Source organism: Enterovibrio sp. FF113 (assembly GCF_041439165.1).
In the GTDB taxonomy this organism is placed as follows: Bacteria; Pseudomonadota; Gammaproteobacteria; order Enterobacterales; family Vibrionaceae; genus Enterovibrio; species Enterovibrio norvegicus_A.
Window position 1 is genome coordinate 156,676 of the sequence record NZ_JBGONO010000011.1, and the last position, 21,729, is coordinate 178,404.

19 protein-coding genes and 1 pseudogene are annotated in these 21,729 nt (G+C 44.5%); 9 read left to right on the forward strand and 11 right to left on the reverse strand.

Going from position 1 to position 21,729, the window contains the following annotated elements; translation table 11 throughout:
- Window positions 1-59: 59 nt before the first annotated feature.
- Window positions 60-749 (forward strand): DUF3334 family protein, encoded by a 690-nt coding sequence (locus ACED36_RS10995; protein ID WP_016962193.1) that lies wholly within the window; start codon window positions 60-62, stop codon window positions 747-749.
- Between the two features lie 75 nt (window positions 750-824).
- Window positions 825-1,292, forward strand: a complete 468-nt coding sequence (locus tag ACED36_RS11000) for a hypothetical protein (protein WP_016962194.1) — start codon at window positions 825-827, stop codon at window positions 1,290-1,292.
- A gap of 108 nt (window positions 1,293-1,400) precedes the next feature.
- Here the strand turns inward: ACED36_RS11000 and fruA are convergent, their stop codons facing one another.
- Genes fruA through fruB form a run of 3 tightly spaced genes read right to left on the reverse strand, consistent with a single transcriptional unit; the run spans window position 1,401 to window position 5,218 of the window.
- Window positions 1,401-3,134 (reverse strand): PTS fructose transporter subunit IIBC, encoded by a 1,734-nt coding sequence (fruA, locus tag ACED36_RS11005; RefSeq protein WP_371733253.1) that lies wholly within the window; start codon window positions 3,132-3,134, stop codon window positions 1,401-1,403.
- On the reverse strand, window positions 3,131-4,099 hold the full coding sequence (gene pfkB, locus ACED36_RS11010; protein ID WP_371733254.1) for a 1-phosphofructokinase: 969 nt from the start codon (window positions 4,097-4,099) through the stop codon (window positions 3,131-3,133). The genes fruA and pfkB overlap by 4 nt, the downstream gene beginning before the upstream one ends.
- A gap of 3 nt (window positions 4,100-4,102) precedes the next feature.
- Window positions 4,103-5,218, reverse strand: a complete 1,116-nt coding sequence (gene fruB, locus ACED36_RS11015) for a fused PTS fructose transporter subunit IIA/HPr protein (RefSeq protein WP_371733255.1) — start codon at window positions 5,216-5,218, stop codon at window positions 4,103-4,105.
- 245 nt (window positions 5,219-5,463) lie between these two features.
- Between fruB and cra the strand changes: the two genes are divergently transcribed.
- Complete coding sequence (gene cra / locus ACED36_RS11020) at window positions 5,464-6,444, forward strand: catabolite repressor/activator (RefSeq protein WP_017002794.1); 981 nt, start codon at window positions 5,464-5,466, stop codon at window positions 6,442-6,444.
- Window positions 6,445-6,591: 147 nt separating this feature from the next.
- Window positions 6,592-6,969, forward strand: a complete 378-nt coding sequence (locus ACED36_RS11025) for a YibL family ribosome-associated protein (RefSeq protein ID WP_017002795.1) — start codon at window positions 6,592-6,594, stop codon at window positions 6,967-6,969.
- Between the two features lie 140 nt (window positions 6,970-7,109).
- Here the strand turns inward: ACED36_RS11025 and ACED36_RS11030 are convergent.
- A pseudogene (locus ACED36_RS11030) lies at window positions 7,110-8,283 on the reverse strand (IS3 family transposase).
- A gap of 74 nt (window positions 8,284-8,357) precedes the next feature.
- The gene (locus tag ACED36_RS11035) at window positions 8,358-9,122 is read right to left on the reverse strand and encodes an EAL domain-containing protein (protein ID WP_016962202.1); all 765 of its coding nucleotides are present in this window, start codon (window positions 9,120-9,122) and stop codon (window positions 8,358-8,360) included.
- Window positions 9,123-9,374: 252 nt separating this feature from the next.
- Here ACED36_RS11035 and ACED36_RS11040 point away from each other — a divergent pair, with 252 nt between their 5' ends.
- From ACED36_RS11040 to ACED36_RS11055, 4 genes are all read left to right on the forward strand, one after another.
- The gene (locus tag ACED36_RS11040) at window positions 9,375-12,116 is read left to right on the forward strand and encodes an Ig-like domain-containing protein (protein ID WP_371733257.1); all 2,742 of its coding nucleotides are present in this window, start codon (window positions 9,375-9,377) and stop codon (window positions 12,114-12,116) included.
- A 97-nt stretch (window positions 12,117-12,213) separates the two neighbouring features.
- Window positions 12,214-12,921, forward strand: a complete 708-nt coding sequence (locus tag ACED36_RS11045; protein ID WP_017002798.1) for a winged helix-turn-helix domain-containing protein — start codon at window positions 12,214-12,216, stop codon at window positions 12,919-12,921.
- A complete protein-coding gene (locus tag ACED36_RS11050) occupies window positions 12,884-13,393 on the forward strand; it encodes a hypothetical protein (RefSeq protein WP_016962205.1) in 510 nt (169 codons plus the stop codon). Before ACED36_RS11045 ends, ACED36_RS11050 begins: the two co-directional genes overlap by 38 nt.
- Before the next feature lie 26 nt (window positions 13,394-13,419).
- Entirely contained in the window at window positions 13,420-13,614 is a 195-nt protein-coding gene (locus ACED36_RS11055; RefSeq protein ID WP_017002799.1) for a hypothetical protein, read from the forward strand.
- Window positions 13,615-13,760: 146 nt separating this feature from the next.
- Here the strand turns inward: ACED36_RS11055 and ACED36_RS11060 are convergent, their stop codons facing one another.
- The 6 genes from ACED36_RS11060 to ACED36_RS11085 form a co-directional block, all read right to left on the reverse strand.
- Window positions 13,761-13,997, reverse strand: a complete 237-nt coding sequence (locus ACED36_RS11060) for a hypothetical protein (protein ID WP_026023793.1) — start codon at window positions 13,995-13,997, stop codon at window positions 13,761-13,763.
- Between the two features lie 13 nt (window positions 13,998-14,010).
- The gene (locus tag ACED36_RS11065) at window positions 14,011-14,334 is read right to left on the reverse strand and encodes a hypothetical protein (RefSeq protein WP_017002872.1); all 324 of its coding nucleotides are present in this window, start codon (window positions 14,332-14,334) and stop codon (window positions 14,011-14,013) included.
- 141 nt (window positions 14,335-14,475) lie between these two features.
- Window positions 14,476-15,351, reverse strand: a complete 876-nt coding sequence (locus ACED36_RS11070; RefSeq protein ID WP_016962209.1) for an aldo/keto reductase — start codon at window positions 15,349-15,351, stop codon at window positions 14,476-14,478.
- A gap of 275 nt (window positions 15,352-15,626) precedes the next feature.
- Window positions 15,627-16,745, reverse strand: a complete 1,119-nt coding sequence (locus ACED36_RS11075; RefSeq protein ID WP_017002873.1) for a lipocalin-like domain-containing protein — start codon at window positions 16,743-16,745, stop codon at window positions 15,627-15,629.
- Window positions 16,745-19,204 (reverse strand): ABC transporter permease, encoded by a 2,460-nt coding sequence (locus tag ACED36_RS11080; RefSeq protein ID WP_371733258.1) that lies wholly within the window; start codon window positions 19,202-19,204, stop codon window positions 16,745-16,747. The genes ACED36_RS11075 and ACED36_RS11080 overlap by 1 nt, the downstream gene beginning before the upstream one ends.
- On the reverse strand, window positions 19,185-19,856 hold the full coding sequence (locus ACED36_RS11085; protein ID WP_016962212.1) for an ABC transporter ATP-binding protein: 672 nt from the start codon (window positions 19,854-19,856) through the stop codon (window positions 19,185-19,187). Before ACED36_RS11085 ends, ACED36_RS11080 begins: the two co-directional genes overlap by 20 nt.
- 348 nt (window positions 19,857-20,204) lie before the next feature.
- Between ACED36_RS11085 and ACED36_RS11090 the strand changes: the two genes are divergently transcribed.
- A complete protein-coding gene (locus ACED36_RS11090; RefSeq protein WP_371733259.1) occupies window positions 20,205-21,668 on the forward strand; it encodes a DUF2867 domain-containing protein in 1,464 nt (487 codons plus the stop codon).
- The last annotated feature ends 61 nt before the right edge of the window (window positions 21,669-21,729 follow it).

Genomic DNA, 21,729 nt, shown 5'->3' on the forward strand with positions numbered 1-21,729 from the left:
TTCCAATTTAGTGCCACAATTGACGAGATAATTTTAAAAAAAGAACAAGCGAGTTATTTATGAGAAAAACTAAAGTTGTGACCACGGAAGACATCCTACTGAAGCTTTGTAAGTCTGTTACATCCGTGCTTTCGAAAGCAACAGATTCACCTGTTCACTACTCTGCCATGGTTCAGAAAATCACTAAAACCAGTTTGAAGCCTGATTTTGGCTGCTTCGTTCTCTTTGACGGTGGTTTTTCTGGTCTTGTGGTCATTAATTTCGACGCGAAAGCGGCACTTGAGCTCTACACCAAGTACATGTCACACATGGGTATCCCAGAGGAAGAATTAGCCACTCTTCATACGTCTGACGAGGTAGCTGATGTGCTTGGCGAGTTAATGAATCAAATGGTGGGTGACTTCACGGGTAAAATAAAACGTTCGCTTCAAACCAACATTACCCAAAATCAGCCAAAAATGATGGCAATCAACAAAAACATTAATGTCACTGTTGATAGCAATATCGATCGCCCTCAGGCTCGTAGAGTGAGCTTTAGCACCGAAGATAACAATATTTTCTACCTCGAGCTTTCCATGGAGAGAACGGAGTTCATCCAACTCGAAGAATTTGAAGAAGCGGAAGAACTCAACCCTGACGATATTCTCGAGACAGAAATTGCTAAACAGCTAGAAGGCAAAGATTCAAAGAAATCCAATAGTAAGCCGCAGCAAGAAACCAATTCATTGATGGATGACCTCGGCATTTAATCTATTCACAACGGCGTAATTTGTCGTTGTGATGATTGATTGCCCATGCTCCTCAACGAGCCAAGGAGCGAGCAAATGGACGCAGCAAACATTTGGTTAGAAGATATCAAGTCATGGTATAGCGAAGGTACGAGTTCCGGTGTCAATGGGTTGGCAAACCTCATTACGAATACGCCCTCTGTCCTTTTCGCTCCACCTATTAGCCAAACACAAAGCGATGCCATCGCTTATTTTGTCGATGGCTGTGAAAAACTACAGCGTCTTCATCAAAGCGAAGGCCGCATAGATGAAGCTTATAATTATTTGCAGTTTTGCTATGCGAAACTTCAAAGTTTGGCTTCTCATGCTGATGTCGAAAAAGAGGTTAAACGCTGGAGCCTGAAGAAACTCGACACGATCATTGTGGGAATGATGGAATTTTGCCAACAACAGCAAGATAACGCTTGGATAAAAGAAAGTGAGGTATTGGTCGAGCTTCATGTTGCGTTTATGCAAGGGCAAAACGGCCTCAACCTTTATCAATCTCACCGCTCATTTCGCTAGCAAATTGTCAGATTTGCTCGCGTAAATTGCGTGGAAAATAGAGATATACAACAAGAGTCGGCACATTGGCCGACTCTTTTATTTCCCGCTTTAACTATCTGTCAGATATTAAGCTTGTTGAGCGACAGCCTGTGGCTCTTCACTGCGTTTCAGCACGGCATACAGAACACCAGTTACCACAGTACCGGCGGCGATAGCACCTAAATACAGGAGTACAGGGGTAATCGCATTCGGGATAAACAGAACAAATATACCGCCATGTGGTGCCATCAGTTTTGCCCCAACCAGCATCGACAAAGCACCCGTCAATGCCCCACCCGCCATACACGCTGGAATCACTCGCATGGGATCACGCGCGGCAAACGGAATGGCACCTTCAGAGATAAAGCACATTCCGAGGACAAATGACGCTTTGCCCGCTTCTCGCTCTTGCGCTGAAAATCGGCTTCTTGCTAACCACGTCGCAAGGCCCATCCCCATTGCTGGCACCATACCTGCCGCCATCACTGCCGCCATCGGCGTATACGTTTGAGAGGCCAACAGACCCACACCAAACGTGTATGCTGCCTTGTTAACCGGGCCACCCAAGTCAAAGCACATCATCGCACCAAGAATCACACCCAATAGCACGGCATTGGTAGAACCCATACTGTTTAAAAATTCGGTCAGGCTATTCATGATGCCAGCAACAGGACCACCGACAACGAAGATCATCACAAGGCCAGTGATCAAGCTCGCCACCAATGGAATAATCAGTATTGGCTTCAATGCCGCCATGGAATCTGGCAGTTCCAATTTATCCGCAATGAATTTCGCGGTGTAACCCGCTAAGAAGCCCGCGACGATACCACCAAGGAAACCCGCGCCAGTTGAACTGGCCAACATACCACCAATCAAACCCGGTGCTAAGCCCGGACGGTCTGCAATCGAGAATGCAATGAAACCGGCCAGCACAGGCACCATCAATGCAAACGCACTCGCGCCACCAATTTCCATTAACGCCGCAGCCAACGTACCTTGCTCTTTAAACGCTTCGATGCCAAACACAAACGAAAGCGCAATACACAAACCACCCGCTACAACCAATGGCAGCATGTGAGATACACCTGTCATCAAGTGTTTGTAAGCGCCAGTGCGCTCATTCTTATTGGCGCTATCAGAACCACCGTGCTTATACACTGCCGCTTGATCAAAGGCGTTAGCCAGTTCTTGTTTGGTCTTTTTTAAGGCCGCACTGGTACTGGTGCGATATACGCGTTTGCCATCAAAGCGGGCCATGTCCACTTCGATATCTGCGCCAATAAACACCAAATCTGCCTGCGCAATTTCTTCATCGGTCAGTTGGTTTTTGGCGCCAACAGAGCCACGAGTTTCCATTTTCACCCACATGCCCTGCGCTTTGGCTTCTTCTTCAACAGCTTCAGCGGCCATAAAAGTATGCGCTACACCGGTTGGACACGCCGTAATGCCGACGATACGAATTTTTGCAGAGGCAACCTTGTCAGCATCAGTCGCTGGCGCAATATCTTTATGTGCGTAAACTTTCGCATTTGACGCTGCATTTTCTATCAATTGCGTTGAACTGCTATAGCATTCGTCAAGTGAGGCCTGATAAACCTTCTTGCCATCAAAGCGTGCCATGTCAGAAACAGGACCGACTGCGATGATTAAGTCTGCGGACTCAATATCCGATGCTGAGGCCTTCTGTACTGCTTTCACTGTGTTTTGGCATTCTATCGTTGCTTTCCACTTCAGCGCTGCCGCTGCTTTTTCCAGCATGCCTGCCGCGATGATAGTGTTTGCAATACCGCTTGGGCACGATGTAATAATGACTGCTTTCATCTTTCTACCCCTGTTTCATGATTTGCTTCTAACCGTTTTACGCTTATCTCGTTTTGCAGCGCTTCGACTTGATAAATATCCGACACGCCGACATTAATCTGTGTCACGGCGAGCGCGGATAGCGCCGTTGCAAAACTGAGTGCCTGTTCTTTTTCCCATTGATTAAGCTCAGCCCAGCACAGTCCTGCAACTAAGGTGTCCCCGGCACCGACGGTGCTGACAACCTCCATTCGAGGAGGCTGACTAGCAAACCATTCGCCCTCGCTACACCACAACACACCGTCTGCCCCGCGAGAAATGACAACATTTTGAATGCCTGTTGCCGCCAATGCAGAGCCTGCATCCTGCAGGGATTGGTAATCATTGAGTTCTCGTCCTGCCCACTGTGAAAGCTCTTCATCATTCGGTTTCACCAACCATGGAGACGCTTTCAGCCCCTCAACAAGTGCTGCATTGCTGCTGTCAAAGAACACTTTTTTGCCTTTCTCTCGCAGGGCGGCAATCCAGCCATGTAAATGAGCTGGAGTGACGCCAACAGGAAGGCTGCCAGCAATCACGAAGAGATCATTGGTTTTAGCCAATTCAAACAAGGTATTTTCGAATGCCTGCAATGAGGCCAGATCAACCGTCACTCCTGGGAAGTTCAAGTCCGTCACTCGTCCAGTGTCTTCAACTAGCTTCACGTTGATACGCGATGCGCCTGACACACGAATAAATCTGTCTTCAATGCCGAGTTGTTCAAACAAATGTGCGAAAGGGTCTTGGTTGTCATCGCCTAAGAAGCCCGTTACCGTGACTTTCGCGCCAAGCTCTGCAAGCACCTTAGCGACATTCACGCCTTTGCCGCCTGGGTTGAGGTTTGATGAATTGATTAAGTTAACGAATCCCGCTTTGAGTGTTCCCATGCTTCCGGTCATATCCAGTGCAGGGTTAAGCGTTACGGTTACCACGCCATTGTTTTTCATTTATCAGCCCTCACCCAAACCATTAGCTATCGCTTCGCCAATCGCATCTATTGCTTGCAGGGCATCAACGCCATCAGCCGTAAACTCAAGGTCATGCCCGTGCTTAACGCCTAACGCGATGACTTTCATCAAGCTTTTAGCGTTGACTTGCTTACTTTCAGAACTGACATTGGCCACCCAAATTTGTGAATCGAATTTTTTAGCGACACTCACCAACATTGCGCCAGGTCGCGCATGCAAACCGTGGGCGTTTTTAATCTTGAACGTATGACTGATACCCGCCTGACGCACTTCCGTCAGTGCTTTAATCACATCTTCAGCAGTGCTCGCAAACAGATCGTTGGTTTTTCCATTGAACAAAAGTGCACTGAGGTTATTCAATATTTCAACGTGTGCTGCACCTGACGCCGCAATAGCAATCAGCCCTTTCACAGGTTTGCTTTCCACGTCAAATGGCATGTGTACTGAAATGAAAGACAAGGCAGGTCGGTTTACGCCATTTTCGGATGAAGCGAGCCATAGCCCCTGCCCTAAATACGTGGCAGGTTTTACGAGCAAATCTGCAATGTAATCTTCATTCACCGCGTTTGCGTTCTTAAGTTTGCCTGCCGTGACCGCGAGTAATGAAATCAAGTCAGAGCCAGGAAAATCAACAGTGACCACAGAGTCATCAAAAAGAAGTCCTTTTTGCCCTTCACCGTTTAATATCGCCAGCACATCATCTGCAAGCACCGCGCTCTTCAGCGCATCTTCAACACCATCTGCAGACAACACATGGGTAAGTTGTTTCAAAATGCCTAAGTGCTCATCCGATTTCGCCGCAATACCAATAGCAAGGTAAACCGTGTTGCCATCGCCCCAATCAACACCTTCGGCAAAATGATGAAGCTGTACGCCAGTTTCCTTCACCAAGTCTCGCGTGTCTGTGGTGCCGTGCGGAATCGCAATGCCATTGCCGAGAAACGTCGAATTTTGCGCTTCTCGCGCAAGCATGCCTACATCGTAGCCTTCAGCAACAAGACCTTTATTTACCAAGTCTTTTGCAATATTGCTGATCGCTTTTTGTTTATTATTCGCCTGCTTACCTAGGAGAATATCGCTTGGTGTGAGTTCCAACATTTTGCCTACCTCTGCCGTTAGGTGAATCATGCTCACCGGCGTTTACATACCTTGTTTATCCTTTCTCACCCACTAGCTGAATCGTTTCAGCAAGCAGGTCAAAAAAAGGGCTCCGCGCACATTTTTAAACATGCTGAAACCTTTCTGCTATTGATGCTGAATCCTTTCAGCTTATAATGCAAAGAATGATTTTGATCCAATTTGCGTTTTTTGATCACGCGCACAGAGTACGGAAATGAAAAACAATGAAGCTAAATGAAATTGCAAAGTTGGCAGGCGTTTCTCGTACCACGGCAAGCTATGTGATCAATGGAAAATCGGCCAAGTACCGCATTAGCGAACGCACACAGCAAAAGGTCATGGCGGTTGTGAATGAACATAACTATCGCCCAGACCATGCAGCCAGTGCATTGCGCGCAGGAACCAGCCGCTCTTTTGGCCTTGTGATCCCCGATTTAGAGAACACCAGCTACGCTAAAATTGCCAAACTTCTAGAGCGAGACGCTAGGCTGGCAGGCTATCAACTTATCATTAGTTGCTCTGACGACAACCCTTCAACAGAAATGCAGGTAGCCAACACGCTGCTCAGTCGAAAGATTGATGCCTTGATTGTTGCCTCCTCATTGCCTGCGGACAATGACTTCTACCCTGCCATTCAATCTTCAGGCACACCTGTCATCGCCATTGACCGAGCATTGGATGATGAATATTTCGCCTGTGTCATTAGCGAAGATCTCGAAGGGGCATTCGCCCTGACGGAAAAATTGATGGAAGAGAACGTTAAATCGATAGGCTTGATTGGTGCAGTCCCAGAGTTGGGCGTATCGAAAGAGCGCGAACAGGGCTTTCTCTCCGCGGCAAGTCAAGCCGGTGTCGCCACACAAGTGATTCACGGAGACCATTTCAGCCAAGAAGAAGGTAAGCGGTTGATGCTGTGCTGGTACGAGAATAACCTGCTACCCGATGCCGTGGTTACTACCTCTTATGCGCTATTTGAAGGTGTACTTGATGCTATTCTCGTTCATCCCGACATTGCTAATCACACGAAATTCGCCACTTTTGGTGACAACCGCATGCTCGATTTCATCCCGATGAAAGTGCAATCTTTGCCACAGCAGTTTGAATTGATCAGTGAACACGCATTAGAACTCACCCTCAATGCCATTGCAGGCCGCTACCAACAAGGTGTGGAAGTAGTGCCAAGAAAGCCGAAGTGGCGCATATAACCCAAAAGGCAAAGAAATAGCGGCGGAAGAGGCTTAAGATCACATTTATTGAAAAAGACAAAACACTTACTGGTATACTCTCCGCATTAAACAAAAGACAGATCAACGTCCTAAAACAGACCTTTCATTAAAGGCATCTGAAAAGGCATGTTCAAAAAAGGCAGAGCCATGAATTTAAAAACCACAATACAAGAAGACAATAAGCAGCTTGATTTTTGTCGCCGTCACCTAGAAGTGGCCAACTTGACAAAAAACCACGAAGAAATTGCGAAGCTGACTAATGAAATCAACACATTAACGCTTAAAATTTCCGAAGCTAAGTCCCAGCAACAAACTCATCTAAGTGCAAAAGCACAAAAAATCGTTGCTTTGAACTTCAATCGTGTTTTATCAAAAACCGAACAAGCCGACATGGGTAAATTGAAGAAATCTGTTCGCGGCCTAATGGTTGTGCATCCAATGACTGCATTGGGTAAAGAAATCGGTGTCACAGAAGTAACAGGCTACGCACAAAAGCCATTCTAATCGACCCATTATTTGCAGTGAGAACCCATCGTGCGACGCTGGGTTCTCACTCTCTTGGCTCGTTGAAACCAATAATCCAACTCAAACAACGCGATCTTTTAGCATCACTGTCTTCGCTACACCCTCGAAAATTGTAGTGGTCAACTCATTCCGGACAGTAAATTAGGTCGATTTTCAGCTTTCGCAGGTGGAAGCCCACCGTTATAACTATGCGCTCTCTTCCAATTTTAATAGCTCATCAGGTAATGACTGATATCTTTGGATGCCTAAGCGAAAAATGCATAGCCTGTTGCTGGTATCCATTCAGATTTTAGACTTCTAAATAGCCTTTCCATTGGAGCGTTGTCCCAGCAGTTGCCACGTCGACTCATGCTTTGTGTCATCCGATACCGCCACAGGTGTTGTCGAAACTGGCGACTGCTGTATTGGGACCCTTGATCCGAATGGAACATCACGCCACTTGGTTTTCCTCGGTGCTCATACGCCATCGACAACGCTTTTGTCACCAATGCCGCATCAGGACTGTCAGACATGGCCCAACCGACAACCCGTCTGCGATACAGGTCAATGACAACGGCAAGATAGCACCAACGATGACCCGCCCATATATAGGTAATATCGCCGCACCATACTTGATCTGGGCCGTCGACAATGAACTGACGATCAAGATGATTGGGAATATCAGGCCGCTCAACCGTGGCTTGCTTATAGTTATGTGAGTCGGGTTGCTTTCTGATGAGTTGTGCCTCTTTCATCAATCGGCAAACCTTGAATCGTCCAATCTTATGTCCGATTTCACACATCATGTCGACCAGAGTGCGACTACCCGCAGAGCTTCTGCTCAGCGTAAACAGTCGGTTGATCTCGCTACGAAGATGCAAACGTTCAGCATCAATATCATGGCGTCGTTGGCAGTGCTCATAGTCAGTCGACGTGGCGATACCGAACACAGCACAGACCAATTCACCGGTTCTTGCTCTCTCAATTGGTCTATCAACGCGTACGTTCGAGTTCGTCCGACATCAAGAGAGCAGTTGAATCTACAGTAGCCTTTTTTAGAATGGATTTTTCTCGTTCAAGTCGATGGATCCTTGCCTCTAACTCTTGGATTTTCTGCTGCTCTGGCGTTAAGGCTTTGGAAACTGGCGTACTACCGCCACGCTCTTGTTCAAGTTGTGTGACCCAGCGTCTGAGTCCTGTTTCACCGATGTTTAATGAGCGGCTAGCCTCAGCAATTGAATACCCTTGGTCAAGCACCAAGCAGGCTGCTTCCAGTTTGAATTCAGCTGAAAATGAACGACGTTGTCTTGTCATGGAACACCTCTTTCTTTAGTGGTCATTTTATCACCTTAAATGGTGTCCGGGAACATTAGACCACTACAGTTCCATTAAATTAACTGTGGATCAGCCAATAAATATCCTTGTAGGTAGTCACAATGTAACGTCATAACCTCTAACATAGACTCTTGAAATTCAATACGCTCAACGATCACTTCTTTACCAAAACTTTCTCTTATTTCAGATACAGTGTTTTTATTTTGTAACGCCATATCAAGCTCAATCTTTATAAAACGAAAACACTCATTCGCCAAAAGCGAGAAGTCCAAGTACTGCCCCATCAGATCGAAATCGTCAAGCGCAAACTCAACACCAAGATCAAAAAGCCTATATACACTTCTAAGATCGAGTCGTTCAATATTTCTTTCCGTAATTTCAATAACCAAATTCGCGCCAGCGAAAAAAAGCGCTTGGTAAAGTTCATAAACTTCCACGGTTAGAAACGATAACACCTCAGGTTCCATATTGATAAATATCAGTTCACCTTCATCGAGGTTAATGTTTTTCTTCCTAACCTGTAATGTCAAGAATTTGATTTGCTCCTCAGCAAGGTTTCTTCTGTACTCTCGCGATAAACCATCATAAAAAGCGTCCACATCATCAATATTATGTGGTCTAAAAAGTAACTCTCTCGCTTTCTTTTCGAATTGGCCGAATCGCCTAACTATAGGCTGACTAAAAACACGAAACCTTACAACCGAACTTTCAATATCATTGATCTCCCAGGTCTGAATAGTTTTATTAACGTTAAAAAAATGAAAGTCATCCAGCTTGTAATTACGGACTAAATTCGCGGCTTTTTTAGTAGAAAACATTGTAACACCTCAACAGAATAATTCACCGAGGAATATAAAAACAAAAACAAAAAACCAGAAGTAATAAATTATAATAAGAAATAAAGCTAAAAAGTCAGCCTGAATTAACAATATAAAACAAACCAAAGGAAACCTACAAGCCATTGTTTTATAACATTTATAATGTTTATTATCTTTTATTGGATGCAAAAAAAAACAATGCCACTATCATCAGGACCTCTTTTAACCAATGTGGAAAGATGAGTACAAACCATGAACAAAGTAGTAAATGATAAAAAAGAAAAAATCAGGTTAATAATATCTGCACTATGTATAATATTTTTTATTTTATTAGTATCAGGCTGTAAGGGTGATAAGACATCTGTAGCACAACAAGCCGGAGATGTAGAAGCTATCGACGATGCTAATGAAGAAGCGCCATTTCTTGAAGAACTAAGAATCGAATACAATACAAAAATAAAAGGTGATACAGAAACAGGATTAGTCTCAGGATTCTTAAATAGTTTTACAGCAACTGGATATTTTACTGATGGCTCGACAGATGACCTCACTAATAGTCAATATATTAAATGGTCATCCAGTGATCAAAGCGTGGCATTCATTAGTTCTAATGGCATAGTTAAAGGGAATAATTCTGGTAGTACTGTCATTACAGCAACATATAAAGATCCAAGGCTAGATGGCTACAATCTCATCGATTCAACCTATGACTTGGAAGTATTAGAAAAACAGGTACTTTCCATAGAGGTAAAGGATCAGAATGCGATAGCGGGTGTAAATAAGCCCTTTGACATGGATATCATTTTTAGCGATGGATCTCGCGTTCAAACATCGTCTAATCTCATTGATAAGGGTAATCTGAAAATTGCTAAAAACCAGTCCGCAGTAGGTGACGCACCAACAGTTTCTTTAGATGAAAATAATAACCTGGATCTGACTAATATCAACCAAGCGACGAATGTGCCTGTCCTTGTATATTATGGTGAGCAAATTCCAAGCGGTGAAACACCGAATGATAGTTTATGTGAGGAAAAGTGTGTCTCTTTTGCATTCACGTTAGAAGTGTCTGAAGCAACGCTTCAAAGCGTCAACTTAAGCGTGAATAAACCAATTATTCCTGCGGGTATCGAGACATTAGTTACCGTTAAAGGGACCTACACCAACGGAACAACTGATGATATCGATATTGACCTAGAGCATATTAAGGCGGAGTATCAAGACGCCACAGATATCACAGATGTCATCATTAACAAAGACGGTAACGGTAACGTTTTATTTTCATCTAAAACACCTGGTCAGGTCAATTTAACTTATGACAATGGAGATGTCTCTCATACATTTTTAGTTGAAGTTACAGAGGCTGAGCTTCAAGCAATAACGTTAGATTGGGTTGAGCAAAGCGAGCAGACCACTAGCTCTTATATCGTAGGTTTGAGCAAAAAAATCCAAGCCACTGGTAAATTTAGCGATGAGAGTTCCAGTATTGTCACCTCCCAAGTTTTTTGGAATACATCTGATAATATTGAAGTCGTTAGAACAAATAGCAAAGATTTAGATCAGCGATTTATAAAATTCAAAGAGTACGGTCAGGCCTTTGTTAAAGTGGCTTGGAAGGAGATAGAGAGTGATGAGTTTACATTTGATATATCTTCTGCAGAAATAGAAGCATTAGTGATAGATATAGATAAAGTGAAACTTAGCCAAGGAAGCAGCACAAAATTTTCTGTCACTGCCACATACAATAATAAGCAAAAAGCAGATGTCACTAGTGTAGTTGGGTGGGATTATAAAAAACCAGGTTCGAATAAAATCATCAACATAGAGAACGGCTACATCTATGCATTAGAGAAAGGTGAAGTAGAGATCTCTGCATTTTTAAATAATTTTGAGTCCGAACCCAAAAAATTAGAAGTAGCAGAAAAAGAGCTCAAGAAGATCTTTTTCAAAAACTCTAATATCAGAATACCGTCGGGTATAACAACAAAAATTTCGGTTTCTGGCATCTATACAGATGATTCTGTCGGCGATGTGGAGGATGTGATCTTTGTTATCGAGAATAATGGTGACAATATTAATGTGACTGAACAAAATAACTCTTATTTAACAGCGACTGGTGAGGGCGATTTTACTCTGCAGGCAAAACTAAGATCAAATCAACATGTTGCAACAGAGCGTATGATCATCTCAGTCGAACAAGCATCAAATCTCTTACTTCTTGTAGATGAAACGCCAATGCTACGCGGAGAAAGGAGAAAAATAGAGATACTAGTAGGCTTCCTAAATAGTAACAGCATGCATCAAGAGCATGTTTCCCAGAGACAAATACAAGTTACAGGATGCGCAGATGGTGGCTGTATTGTATTTGATGAAAGAGCTCAACAACTCATAGCAAAAAAAGCAGGCGATTTCAAAATAACATATTGCCATAAAGAAATGGATAGTCTTTGTTCATCTAAAACGATCAAGGTAAAAGAGACTTCATTACTTCCACAAATGACCGGAGCTGAAAGTCTTAATTATACAAATCATCAAGTATATGCAACTATAACCCAAAATACCTGGGTCGCCGACGGAATAAAAGAATTTCTCAATAGTCGCCAATACTATTTATATTTACTGGTTTTAGATAAAGGTGATGATTTCGGTGAGACGTTCAATAACGATGAAAATGACAAGAAAGTAAGATCAGTGAAAATTATTGATCAAAGTTTATTAGCAAGTAATTCAGGATTAGAAAGTAATCCTAATCCAAGTTCATATATTAAATTCCCATGCAATGTAAGTGCGGAGCAAGTAGGTTGTAACAACAATAATACATTAAGTTTCGGTAAAGAAACGAGAGGGGAATTTATTTTTATTTTCGAAGTAGAGCAAACTTATTATTCTAACGAAAATTCAACAACAACAGGTGGTGGAGAATTGAAAAAACGAATCTCCTATTTCACAGATCGATTTACCATAAGAGATCCATTACCTGGTGAATTTGCAAATTGAGCTCTATAAACTGATGGTTCTGGGTCTGATTACTACCCGGACGACTAATGTAAATCCCGTTCCCATATTGTAATCTATAATAGGTAGGAGAGAGAGTGTGTCTTCATTGATTCGAGAAGAAAATATGCACAGCTACATTTTTGATAGGTTGAAAAAAACTATTTTTAACAATAGCACTGGAGAAGTGTCAAAGCTTAGTATATCTGAATCAATGGTACTCTCTCATCTTATTGAAAATAAAGGCAATGAGGTCACAAAATCAGATCTTATTGCTGCTGGTTGGCCGATGCGAGTGGTAGGTCCAAACTCTTTGACAATGGCAATAAAAGCCATTCGCCAAGCACTTTCAGACAAAGGCGAAATAATAGAAACGCTGCCCGGTAAAGGGTATATGCTTCACTCTGGCTTTATAGAAGATAGTTTAGATGAAAAAATAGGCGACATGCCTAATGTTAAAGACAGTGCGACAGCTGAACCCACCGTGTCTGAAAATAACGATCCCGTTGCACGTTTTTATGAAGGTGAAGAAGTCAAATCAATACCGCATAAAAAAGAAAATGTAATTCATAATAAGAAAACAAAATTAGTCTTGATTACGTTGTTATTCTTCATTTATGCATTGTCGTTTTTTGTTTCTTTTGTTTTTCAATCCCATCAAGCATCGCTTGAATGTATCACTTTTGACGGTAAAGTTGTTTGTTCCACGAGTGGTCATATAGGGGATACTTCAGGGTTAGAAGATGGTGAATACCTATATGGACACTATAATGGCGAAGCTGAAGCATCATTTAAAAAAGTCGAATAGAGAATATTCTGTACTTGCAGCTCTCATCGTGTTGGGTCTACTTATGTTCCTCTGGAATATCAAGCCTTTCATAAATGGCACCGGATGCAAGTTCAAATTCAATAGTGAATCGGAGAGCTTGAAGTCTCAAGGTGCATGTATAGATGGCATATTGACATCAGTAGTGCATCAGAAAAAATCAGGAAGAATATACACGAAAAAGTATATTTGGGGTTATTGGGGTAGCGATATATTTCTCTATTTAATTTCAGAAAAATGGCAGAAACCTATCGATATATCTAACAAAAAAGATATCGACTTACAGGATTTTCAATATGACCATGTCAATTTCTTGTCTGCAAAGATATTCAAGTCCTCAGAGGGGAAAATCTATTCAGTTTATGACTACCCCATTGATTTAATCCATGAGGATAATATTAACGGTAAGTTTGGATTCATTGATTACAAACCAAAATTCATCGGTGTTGAGTAGAAATAAAAACAGGAAGAACTTTTAGAATGAACAATGTCGCGCTTCCGGTGTGGTCAGCCAGTACCTTCTTCACTTATCGACCAAGTATTCGCCAACAAAGAAAGGCAGCCCGTCAGCGCCATATCACCGAGCAAATCATTTCTAAAAATTCGCGAAGAGAGCGTTCTCGTTTGGAAGAAATAATGATGAACCACCTAAAAGACACAATCTTCCCACTCTAATACACAGAAATTTGTGCAGAAATACGGTAATTTAGCGCTATCATTATCCTTTAAATACAGAATATTAAGGATAAAACAATCTCAAATAACAAAAAGGCGCCGACTACCGTCAACGCCTTTAAAAATCAATAACAAAAGTAGCTAAATCACTTCGCTATATTGAAGAAAGCACCATCTTTACAGGTAAACGTATAGTATTTCTCGCGCTCCATGTACTTCTCGAAGCCTTTACCTTCACAGTAGGTGGCGTTCAGGTCTGTCGAAATGTTCAATCGACTGTCAACAACACGTTGATCAGGGTTTGGCATAGATTCTGCCGTTTCAATCGAAGAGCAACCTGCCATTGACGCGGCAATGACCGCCATCACCATTATTTTTTTCATTGTTATTCTCGCTTTATAAAACGTAATTGGAACCATCGCTACAAGAGAGTTTCACTTCGCCAGCTTCGCTCGACACAAAATCACGAATGCCCATGCTTGAACAATACACCCTGTCCATTTCGACTATGTCATCCAGAGAAATGTCACCACGAATGATGTATGAACTTCCGCTATGACACATTACACGCAGGCCATCAACGGTTTGTGAAAACGCTTTGGCGCTGTCGCTATGACAAAGCTTTATCGCTGCTTCAATACGTTCGTCTACAGGATCCGGTGACGAAGTGCAGGCCGCAAGCGACAAAGCAAACCCTAAGGTTAGAATTGGCTTAATCATTAGACTATTTCCATGTTTACTTTATTGTCCGCCGTGACGACATCACAACATATTCAACACATTAGCACAGCCTAACTGACGGATGTACCCCTACATCCTATATATCCCTGAGTAACGTTAAGATCGGGGTTAAGCGCTCTCTTATATAGGAAGAAGCAACTGAAGGTTAGACTTAAGCCTTTCTGGCGTTGACGCTGCCGTGACGGGTGTTATGCCGTAATCAGCAATGGTTTTCAACACCAGGGCTGAAGGCGTTGAACCATTCCCTTCAGCTTGCGCTTGAATGTCGTCAAGCATGGCGCAATTCAACAAGTTGTCGTAATTCTCTGGCAGATCGTCTGCGGAGAATTCGTAGCATCCATCCAGTAAAGGGCTGTAGCCAATAATCTCTGGTTTAACAGCCAGTCGCTTCAATGCGCCAAAAAGATGTTCATTGAGGATCACTTGCGGACCAAAATCTGCGCCTGCGTTTGGTGAAATAATCGAGTATCGATATTGAGCATAATCGAAAGGCCTAAGTTGATGTTGTTCAATCACATCAACGAGCTCTAACACCCGCGATTCTTTATAGTTTGAAATGCCCAACTGTCTGACAATCCCCTCGTCCACCAAGGATGACAGTGTTTTCCAAGTATCGAGTAATGGCACGTTTAAGTCATCCACGTGCGCGTACAACACATCAAGATAATCGGTGTTGAGTCGTGTTAGTGTTTTGTCCAATGAGCGTTTGATATTGTCGGGAGAAAGACCGTCTAATTTGTCATAAGTGAATCCATCGACGGATTGAGCCCCTATTTTCGTCATCACCTCTACACGCTTTCTGTCTTTGCCTTGCAGCCATTGCCCTAATACGGTTTCGCTTTCGTCCCCTTTCCCATCGGGGTGCCAACACGCATAGTTATTGGCAGTATCTAAGCGACTGCCCCCCATTTCCAGAAAAGCATCAAGAACCGCGAAGCTGTCGTCTTTATTGGTGTAGGTACCGAATTTTGCCGTACCTAAAATAATGGGAAACATTCTGCCACATCCTCCACAGCCCATACTCACAGTGAACATTGAGATAGGCATGTTGCACTATTGTTAAATTTCCTTATAACAATAGCCTTTGTCTGTGTTTACAACCATTGAACGAGTCGATATTCATTCTAATCTCCGTCTAAAACAACAGATAAACGCGATAAAGAGTGATATTCAGATGATGATGAAGTGGTTAAATATGAGGGATGAACTGTGCGATTCTTGAGATCAGATATTGGAAGATAAGTGCGCCCCGCTTAGCGCACACCTGCATGCTAATAGCCCGTTGCTTCCATGAACCCGACGCCTGTCGAAGAGCCCAATACATTAATGGGGCCTTCCCAGTATGGAAAGGCGAACGGCAACCAATTGTTAGCGTTCACCGGAGACGTGGTTATTGTCATGTCTACGTCCGCTATCTGAATTTGCCACTCGGTTGGCAAATGGCGCCCGGTAGGCATTTTTGAGAACGACGTAGGCACCATGTTGATGTCATCATGATCCAAAGTACGCGTACTGCCATCAGCGGCAGTTAGTGAGCCAAAACGATACGGTCCCTGCTCACTTCGTACCTGTACCACCATCAACGACTGGCCATCGTCCAACTGGAGTGAAAACCAATCCCAGCCTCGCTGATCGTCACTTAGGGCTTGTGTGCTCCACTCGCGATCTACCCAGCCTTTTCCGCTGACCTCGATATTCTCGCCATTAATGGTCACTGTGCCCTCAAATACCACAGCAGGAACGCTGAAGTAGTAGGAAGCGACATCTTTTGTCGCATGCTTTCGGCTATAACCTTGGTCGCCTTGCATGATTTCAGCTTGGCTCTGAACCATATTAAGATCAAAACTGAAATCATCGTCTTGTGCGGTGAGCTCTGCAGGAAAAGGGGCGGCTGTTTGACTGCGCCATTCCCAGTTATCGAGCCAAGCATTGAACGGTTTGCTCGTCACACCTGTTTGACCAATGCCCCCTCGCGCAAATCGCTCAGCGGCAAACGTCTCAGTTTTTGTCGTCAATACCGCATGGGCCATAAACACATGTGTATTATCCCATCTATCGCCTTGCTGTGCTGACAGCGCCGTGCGAAACAATGTCCACTGGACACCGTATTGGTTACCTTGCTTGTCACTTACGTTCGCGGTGACATACCACCATTCTTGTCTAAAATCGTCATGCTTGCCGTAGTCAGTTGGAAATGACAGACGACGCCCCGGTTTAACCGTTGAAAAACCGTCGCCGTCGCTCGCCACCAGCATATCAACCGCCAAACTATTTGGCACGTCGTCATGAAGGAGTACAGAGCCAAACAATGCTAGTACACACAGTAAAACCACCGAACTCCAGCCGATGATTGTCAGCATAAAAGGTTGAGGTTTATCATCATCCCGCATTACTGTGCGTCCCTGAATGAGAGAATGGCAGACCGCTTGATGAGGCGCCAAACTGGCCACCCTCCAGCGACGAGAAGCGTTAACAACGCCCCGCCAAGTGTGGTCATATAACTAAACGGAAAATAGGACACTGACATTGTCCAGCCAAATGAATACTTCAGCACAATGTTGATCAATACCTCTGCGATAAGCAGACCCAATGGCAAGGCAAACAACGCTGAGAACAAGCCAATTAACATTAACTGGCCTCCACCTAAGAACGCCAATTCTCGGCCAGAAATCCCCATGTATCGTAGAAGCGAGTATTGACGCTGTCGTGACAGTTCGGTGGCTAGCGTGGAGAAGAATAGGCCACAAATAGCGATGATCAATGTCAGGGTACATAGCGTGTCCGTGACAAGGAACGTTCTATCGAAAATACGCATGGCCCTTGCCAAAATTTCACGCTGATTACTTACCTGCGTTTCCTGCAACCCAAATTGGTTTCGCATGTTTTCGACCAACTGTGTTTCATCAACACCGTCTTTAAGCAGCGCTGCAACGCCAACCCGCCCTTCTTCATGCATCCAAGGAATTAGTGACGATCGGTTTGAAATCATCACTTGGCTGTATGGGTTACCGTAATCAAAATAAATACCTGCAACCTTCCAACCGTCACCAAATGGCGTTGGCAAGTTAATGCTATCGCCAGGGTGAACATCGAATTTCATCGCCAACGATTCACTCAACAGAATTCGTTTACTTTGATGCAGATGAGCCCAGTAATCCGGTATTGCTACTTTCAGTGCAAGCGCTTCACGTTCTTCCTTGCTGGTGCCAATGGAGTAAATTTCTACTACACCTTGAGCGGTATCAATTTCATGTCGCCACTGCACCAAGCTTTGATCAACATCCTCTTGGGCTTCAAGCCACTCAGACAGTTGTTCTGCGACCACTTTATCGGGGCGGATATAGATATCAGCAGCTAGACGTTGCTGTAACCAGCCTTCAGTTGTACTCCGAAAGCTGCCCACCATGGTTTCCATACCAATATTGGTCGCAATGGCCATCATAAATGCCATGGCAGCAATACCACGATAAGTGAGGCTTGCTGATGCATCCGACAAGAACCAACGTAGTCGGGCAATCTTGATTTTTTCAGAGATCAGCACGAAGGTTTTCCACATCAAAAATGGCAACAACAAACCGCCACTGATGAGGATTAAGGCTATTAGCGTAAAACCTTGAGCCTGACTTTGAGGGGCACTATAAACCCCCATCGCCACGACGATGAAAATGGCGGCAACAATGGCTTGCCAACGGAATTCAGCGTTGGAAAAACGCACCAATGACATACGCTTAGAAAGACGAGCAGGCGGCGTGGTTAGCAAGCGATATAACGGCCAGCCTGAGGCCAGAATGAAGCCGCAAACACCGAGAAGGAAGCTATAGAAGCCCCACTCCCATTGCCAATTCAATGTGAGGTCAACGTTTGCACCATAAAGATCGCTCAGTGTCGTTGCAACGGTGGGGATAAGCTTTTGAGCAAGAAATAATCCAACAATGTTACCGCTGATCAAGCCCAGCATTAACCAAACGAGCATTTCCCCGGCAACGACCCAAGCCAGTGATTTTCTACCAACACCTAGTTGGCGCATAATGCCAACCAAAGGCTGACGCTGTGCCATCGACAACGATATTGCTTGATAGAATATAAATAAACCCACCACGAATGCTAACAAGCCCATGGCAAACAAATTAAGGTGGAACGCACGCGTTAATGGGCCTAGCTCGGCGGTTTCGGTACGAGAGAGCGTCATGGTTGGCGGCAAGAATTCACGCAATTCATCACGCTTGGCTTTGTCCATTTCACCGCAGTAAATCAGCGCAAAACCCGAGTGATCAGATAACTGGCGAATAACCGAGATATCACCCAATAGCCGTGTACCTGCACCGATTTGGCCGCCGTCCATCATTTTAAGGGGGCCAATTTCCTTGCCTTCTTGCAAGATCAGCTTCTGGCCTTCAGTCCAACCAAAGTGATTCGCCAATTCACGGCTTACCCATTGCACGCCCATTCCTTCAGTAAGAGGTAAGGTACTCAAGGAAGACGTTGGATTGGCGGCATTGAAAGCAAACATCGCAATGGTATCGACACCCATTAGTTGAATGTCTTGGTCATCCTCTGTGGACGTTCTATGAAGATCGACGGGGACACATTGATTAAACCCTTCTTTTCGAATTGAAATGTAGAGTTGTTCATCAATGCGTTTTCCACGCTCACGGTGATGCAACACATACGGGAAAGGATTGGTAAAAAGGTTAGCGCCTTTTTTGTAACTGGTCTGTGCATGCTGGTTTATCGACATGACGCCCACCAACAAAGCGACACCTAGGGTGAGCCCTAGCCATACCAATAAAACCTGAAACGGATGACGGCGATAATGCCCTATGAGTGCTTTAGCTACGGGTACGTACATTCAACACGCCCCCTTGCAGCGTGACACGCTGCCCTAAATAATCCGCCACTTTTTCACTGTGGGTGACCACCAATAACGTGCAATCCAGTGTTTTGGTAAGAGTCGTGAGAAGGCGCATGACTGCATCGGCGTTGCGTTCATCCAAGCTGCCGGTAGGTTCATCAGCCAGCAAAATTTTAGGTTCCATGTACAAAGCACGGGCTATTGCCGCGCGTTGCTGCTGACCGCCGGAGATTTCTTCAGGATAACGCCCCAACAAGGGCATAAGATCTAGCGCTGAAATGATTTGACGCCAAAGACTGTCGTCTTCATGCAGGCCTTTTAATTGACGACAAAAGCGAATGTTATCCGCTACCGTCAAGGTAGGAAGAAGGTTGTATTGTTGGAATACCATACCGATGTAATGACGCCGGTAACGTGTACGTTCGCTTTCTGACAAAGCATGAATGGCTGCGTTATCAATCCAGACTTGTCCCGAGTCGGGGTTGTCTAAGCCACCAATCAGGTTAAGCAAGGTACTTTTCCCCGATCCACTTTCGCCCATCAGCGCAACTTGGTCGTTGTTCGCTAAAGACAACTCAGCGCCTTGCAAAACAGGATGGAACTCTCCCCCATCAAGGTATCCTTTGCAAAGTCCAAAAAGCTCTAACATTTAAACCCCTAACAATGTCCATTTATCGACACACGGACGAGACCCGTAACGATTGGTCAAGCAATTTACCCCAATATCAATCGTCAAGAAAGTTATTTGAATCAAGTGCTCACTTTGACAAACAAACTCTCACACAAATCGAACGGTTTCATTCAACATTCTTTCAATGCCCCTTGCTGCCTACGTTTAGGGCAATGAAGCGCCGCCACGTCTCGTTTACGAGGCAATTGAATGATATGGTTATTTCTCTGACACTGCTCTGACATTACCGAGTAACAAAGGGGATTCGTCACTTTTCATTTCAAACGAGAAAATTTTTTACCTTCTCACACTAAGACTAGGGGTAGCATGCAAGCGGTCACGGGAAAAATTCTGGTTCTTGGTGCAACGGGGTACATTGGCCGTCATTTAGTCTCGGCACTACTCAGTCAACAATACCCTGTCGTAGCAACAAGTCGTGATTTATCGAGTCTGCAAAATCTTCCATGGTCTGGGCACCCCAATCTCGAACTGCATCAAGTAGACCTGCATGATGGCGGCGATCTTTCATCGGTATTAAGCGACGTATCTACCGTGTTTTATCTGGTACACGGCATGGCATCTGGCTCTGATTTTTATCAGTATGAGTTAGACATGGCGCACCACATGTCACGTGCCGTCAGTAAAAGTGATGTTGAGCGGGTGATTTACCTCGGTGCGACCCAGCCAGACAACGTATCATCCAGTCACCTTGCCGCGCGAAAAGCGACGGGAAACATACTCAGAGACTCAGGCAAACAAGTTATTGAACTTCGGGCGGGGATCATAATTGGTTCAGGCTCTGCGGCATTTGAAGTAATGCGAGATATTGTCTCTCACCTCCCTGTCGTCACGGCTCCTGCATCGATTCGTTCAGCATCATGCCCTATTGCGCTCGAAACCATGATTGGTTATCTGACCAAGCTGGTATCTCTTCCCGTTGATGGCTCTCCGACATTTGATGCCCGAGGGCCTGAAACAATCAGCTACGAAGATCAAATGCGCCGATTTGCGCGTATCATTAATAAACGCGTCGCCATCTTCAAAGTGCCTCTTTTGACGCCACGTATTGCGACGCATTGGTTGAGCTTAGTCACCACAGTTCCTAAGCCGATTGCCCAATCGTTAATACATGGTTTGGATTACGACTTGGTGCCGACTGGCGAAGACATATCTTCCATCATTCATTTACCTCAGATCAGCTTTGAGCGTGCTGTCGAATCGGCGCTGGCAGAGGAAAGTGATGTCGTGAAAAACGATCTCTGGGGCTTCGACCCTGATGCTGTTGCTCGCTGGCACAAAGGTTATGGCTACTACCCAAAACAGGCGGGATTCACTGTCAACACGGATGCATCTGCACACGCTTTATGGCAAAAAATCTGCAATGTAGGCGGCGATGAAGGCTATTTCTTTGGGGATGCCTTATGGACGCTGCGCGCTTACATGGATGCTGCAATTGGCGGTGATGCCCTCAAAAAACGACGCCCTGATGCTGAAATGCTAAAAACTGGCGACTACATCGACAGCTGGAAGGTCATCAAGTGCGAAGAGAATCGTCACTTATCACTGTTGTTTGGCATGAAAGCTCCCGGACTTGGCAGACTCGAATTTACGATTGTCGATCACGGGGAACATCGAAGCTTGGATATTCGTGCGTGGTGGCACCCTGCCGGTTTTAGCGGCTTGCTTTACTGGTTCGCCATGATGCCCGCCCACCTGTTTATCTTTCGCGGTATGGCGTTTGCGTTAGCAAAGAAAAGCGGCGCAAAGGTGACAACACCTTCACGCCGCTAATTAAGCCTTTTCTAGTTTCTAGTTTCTAGTTTCTAGTTTCTAGTTTCTAGTTTCTAGTTTC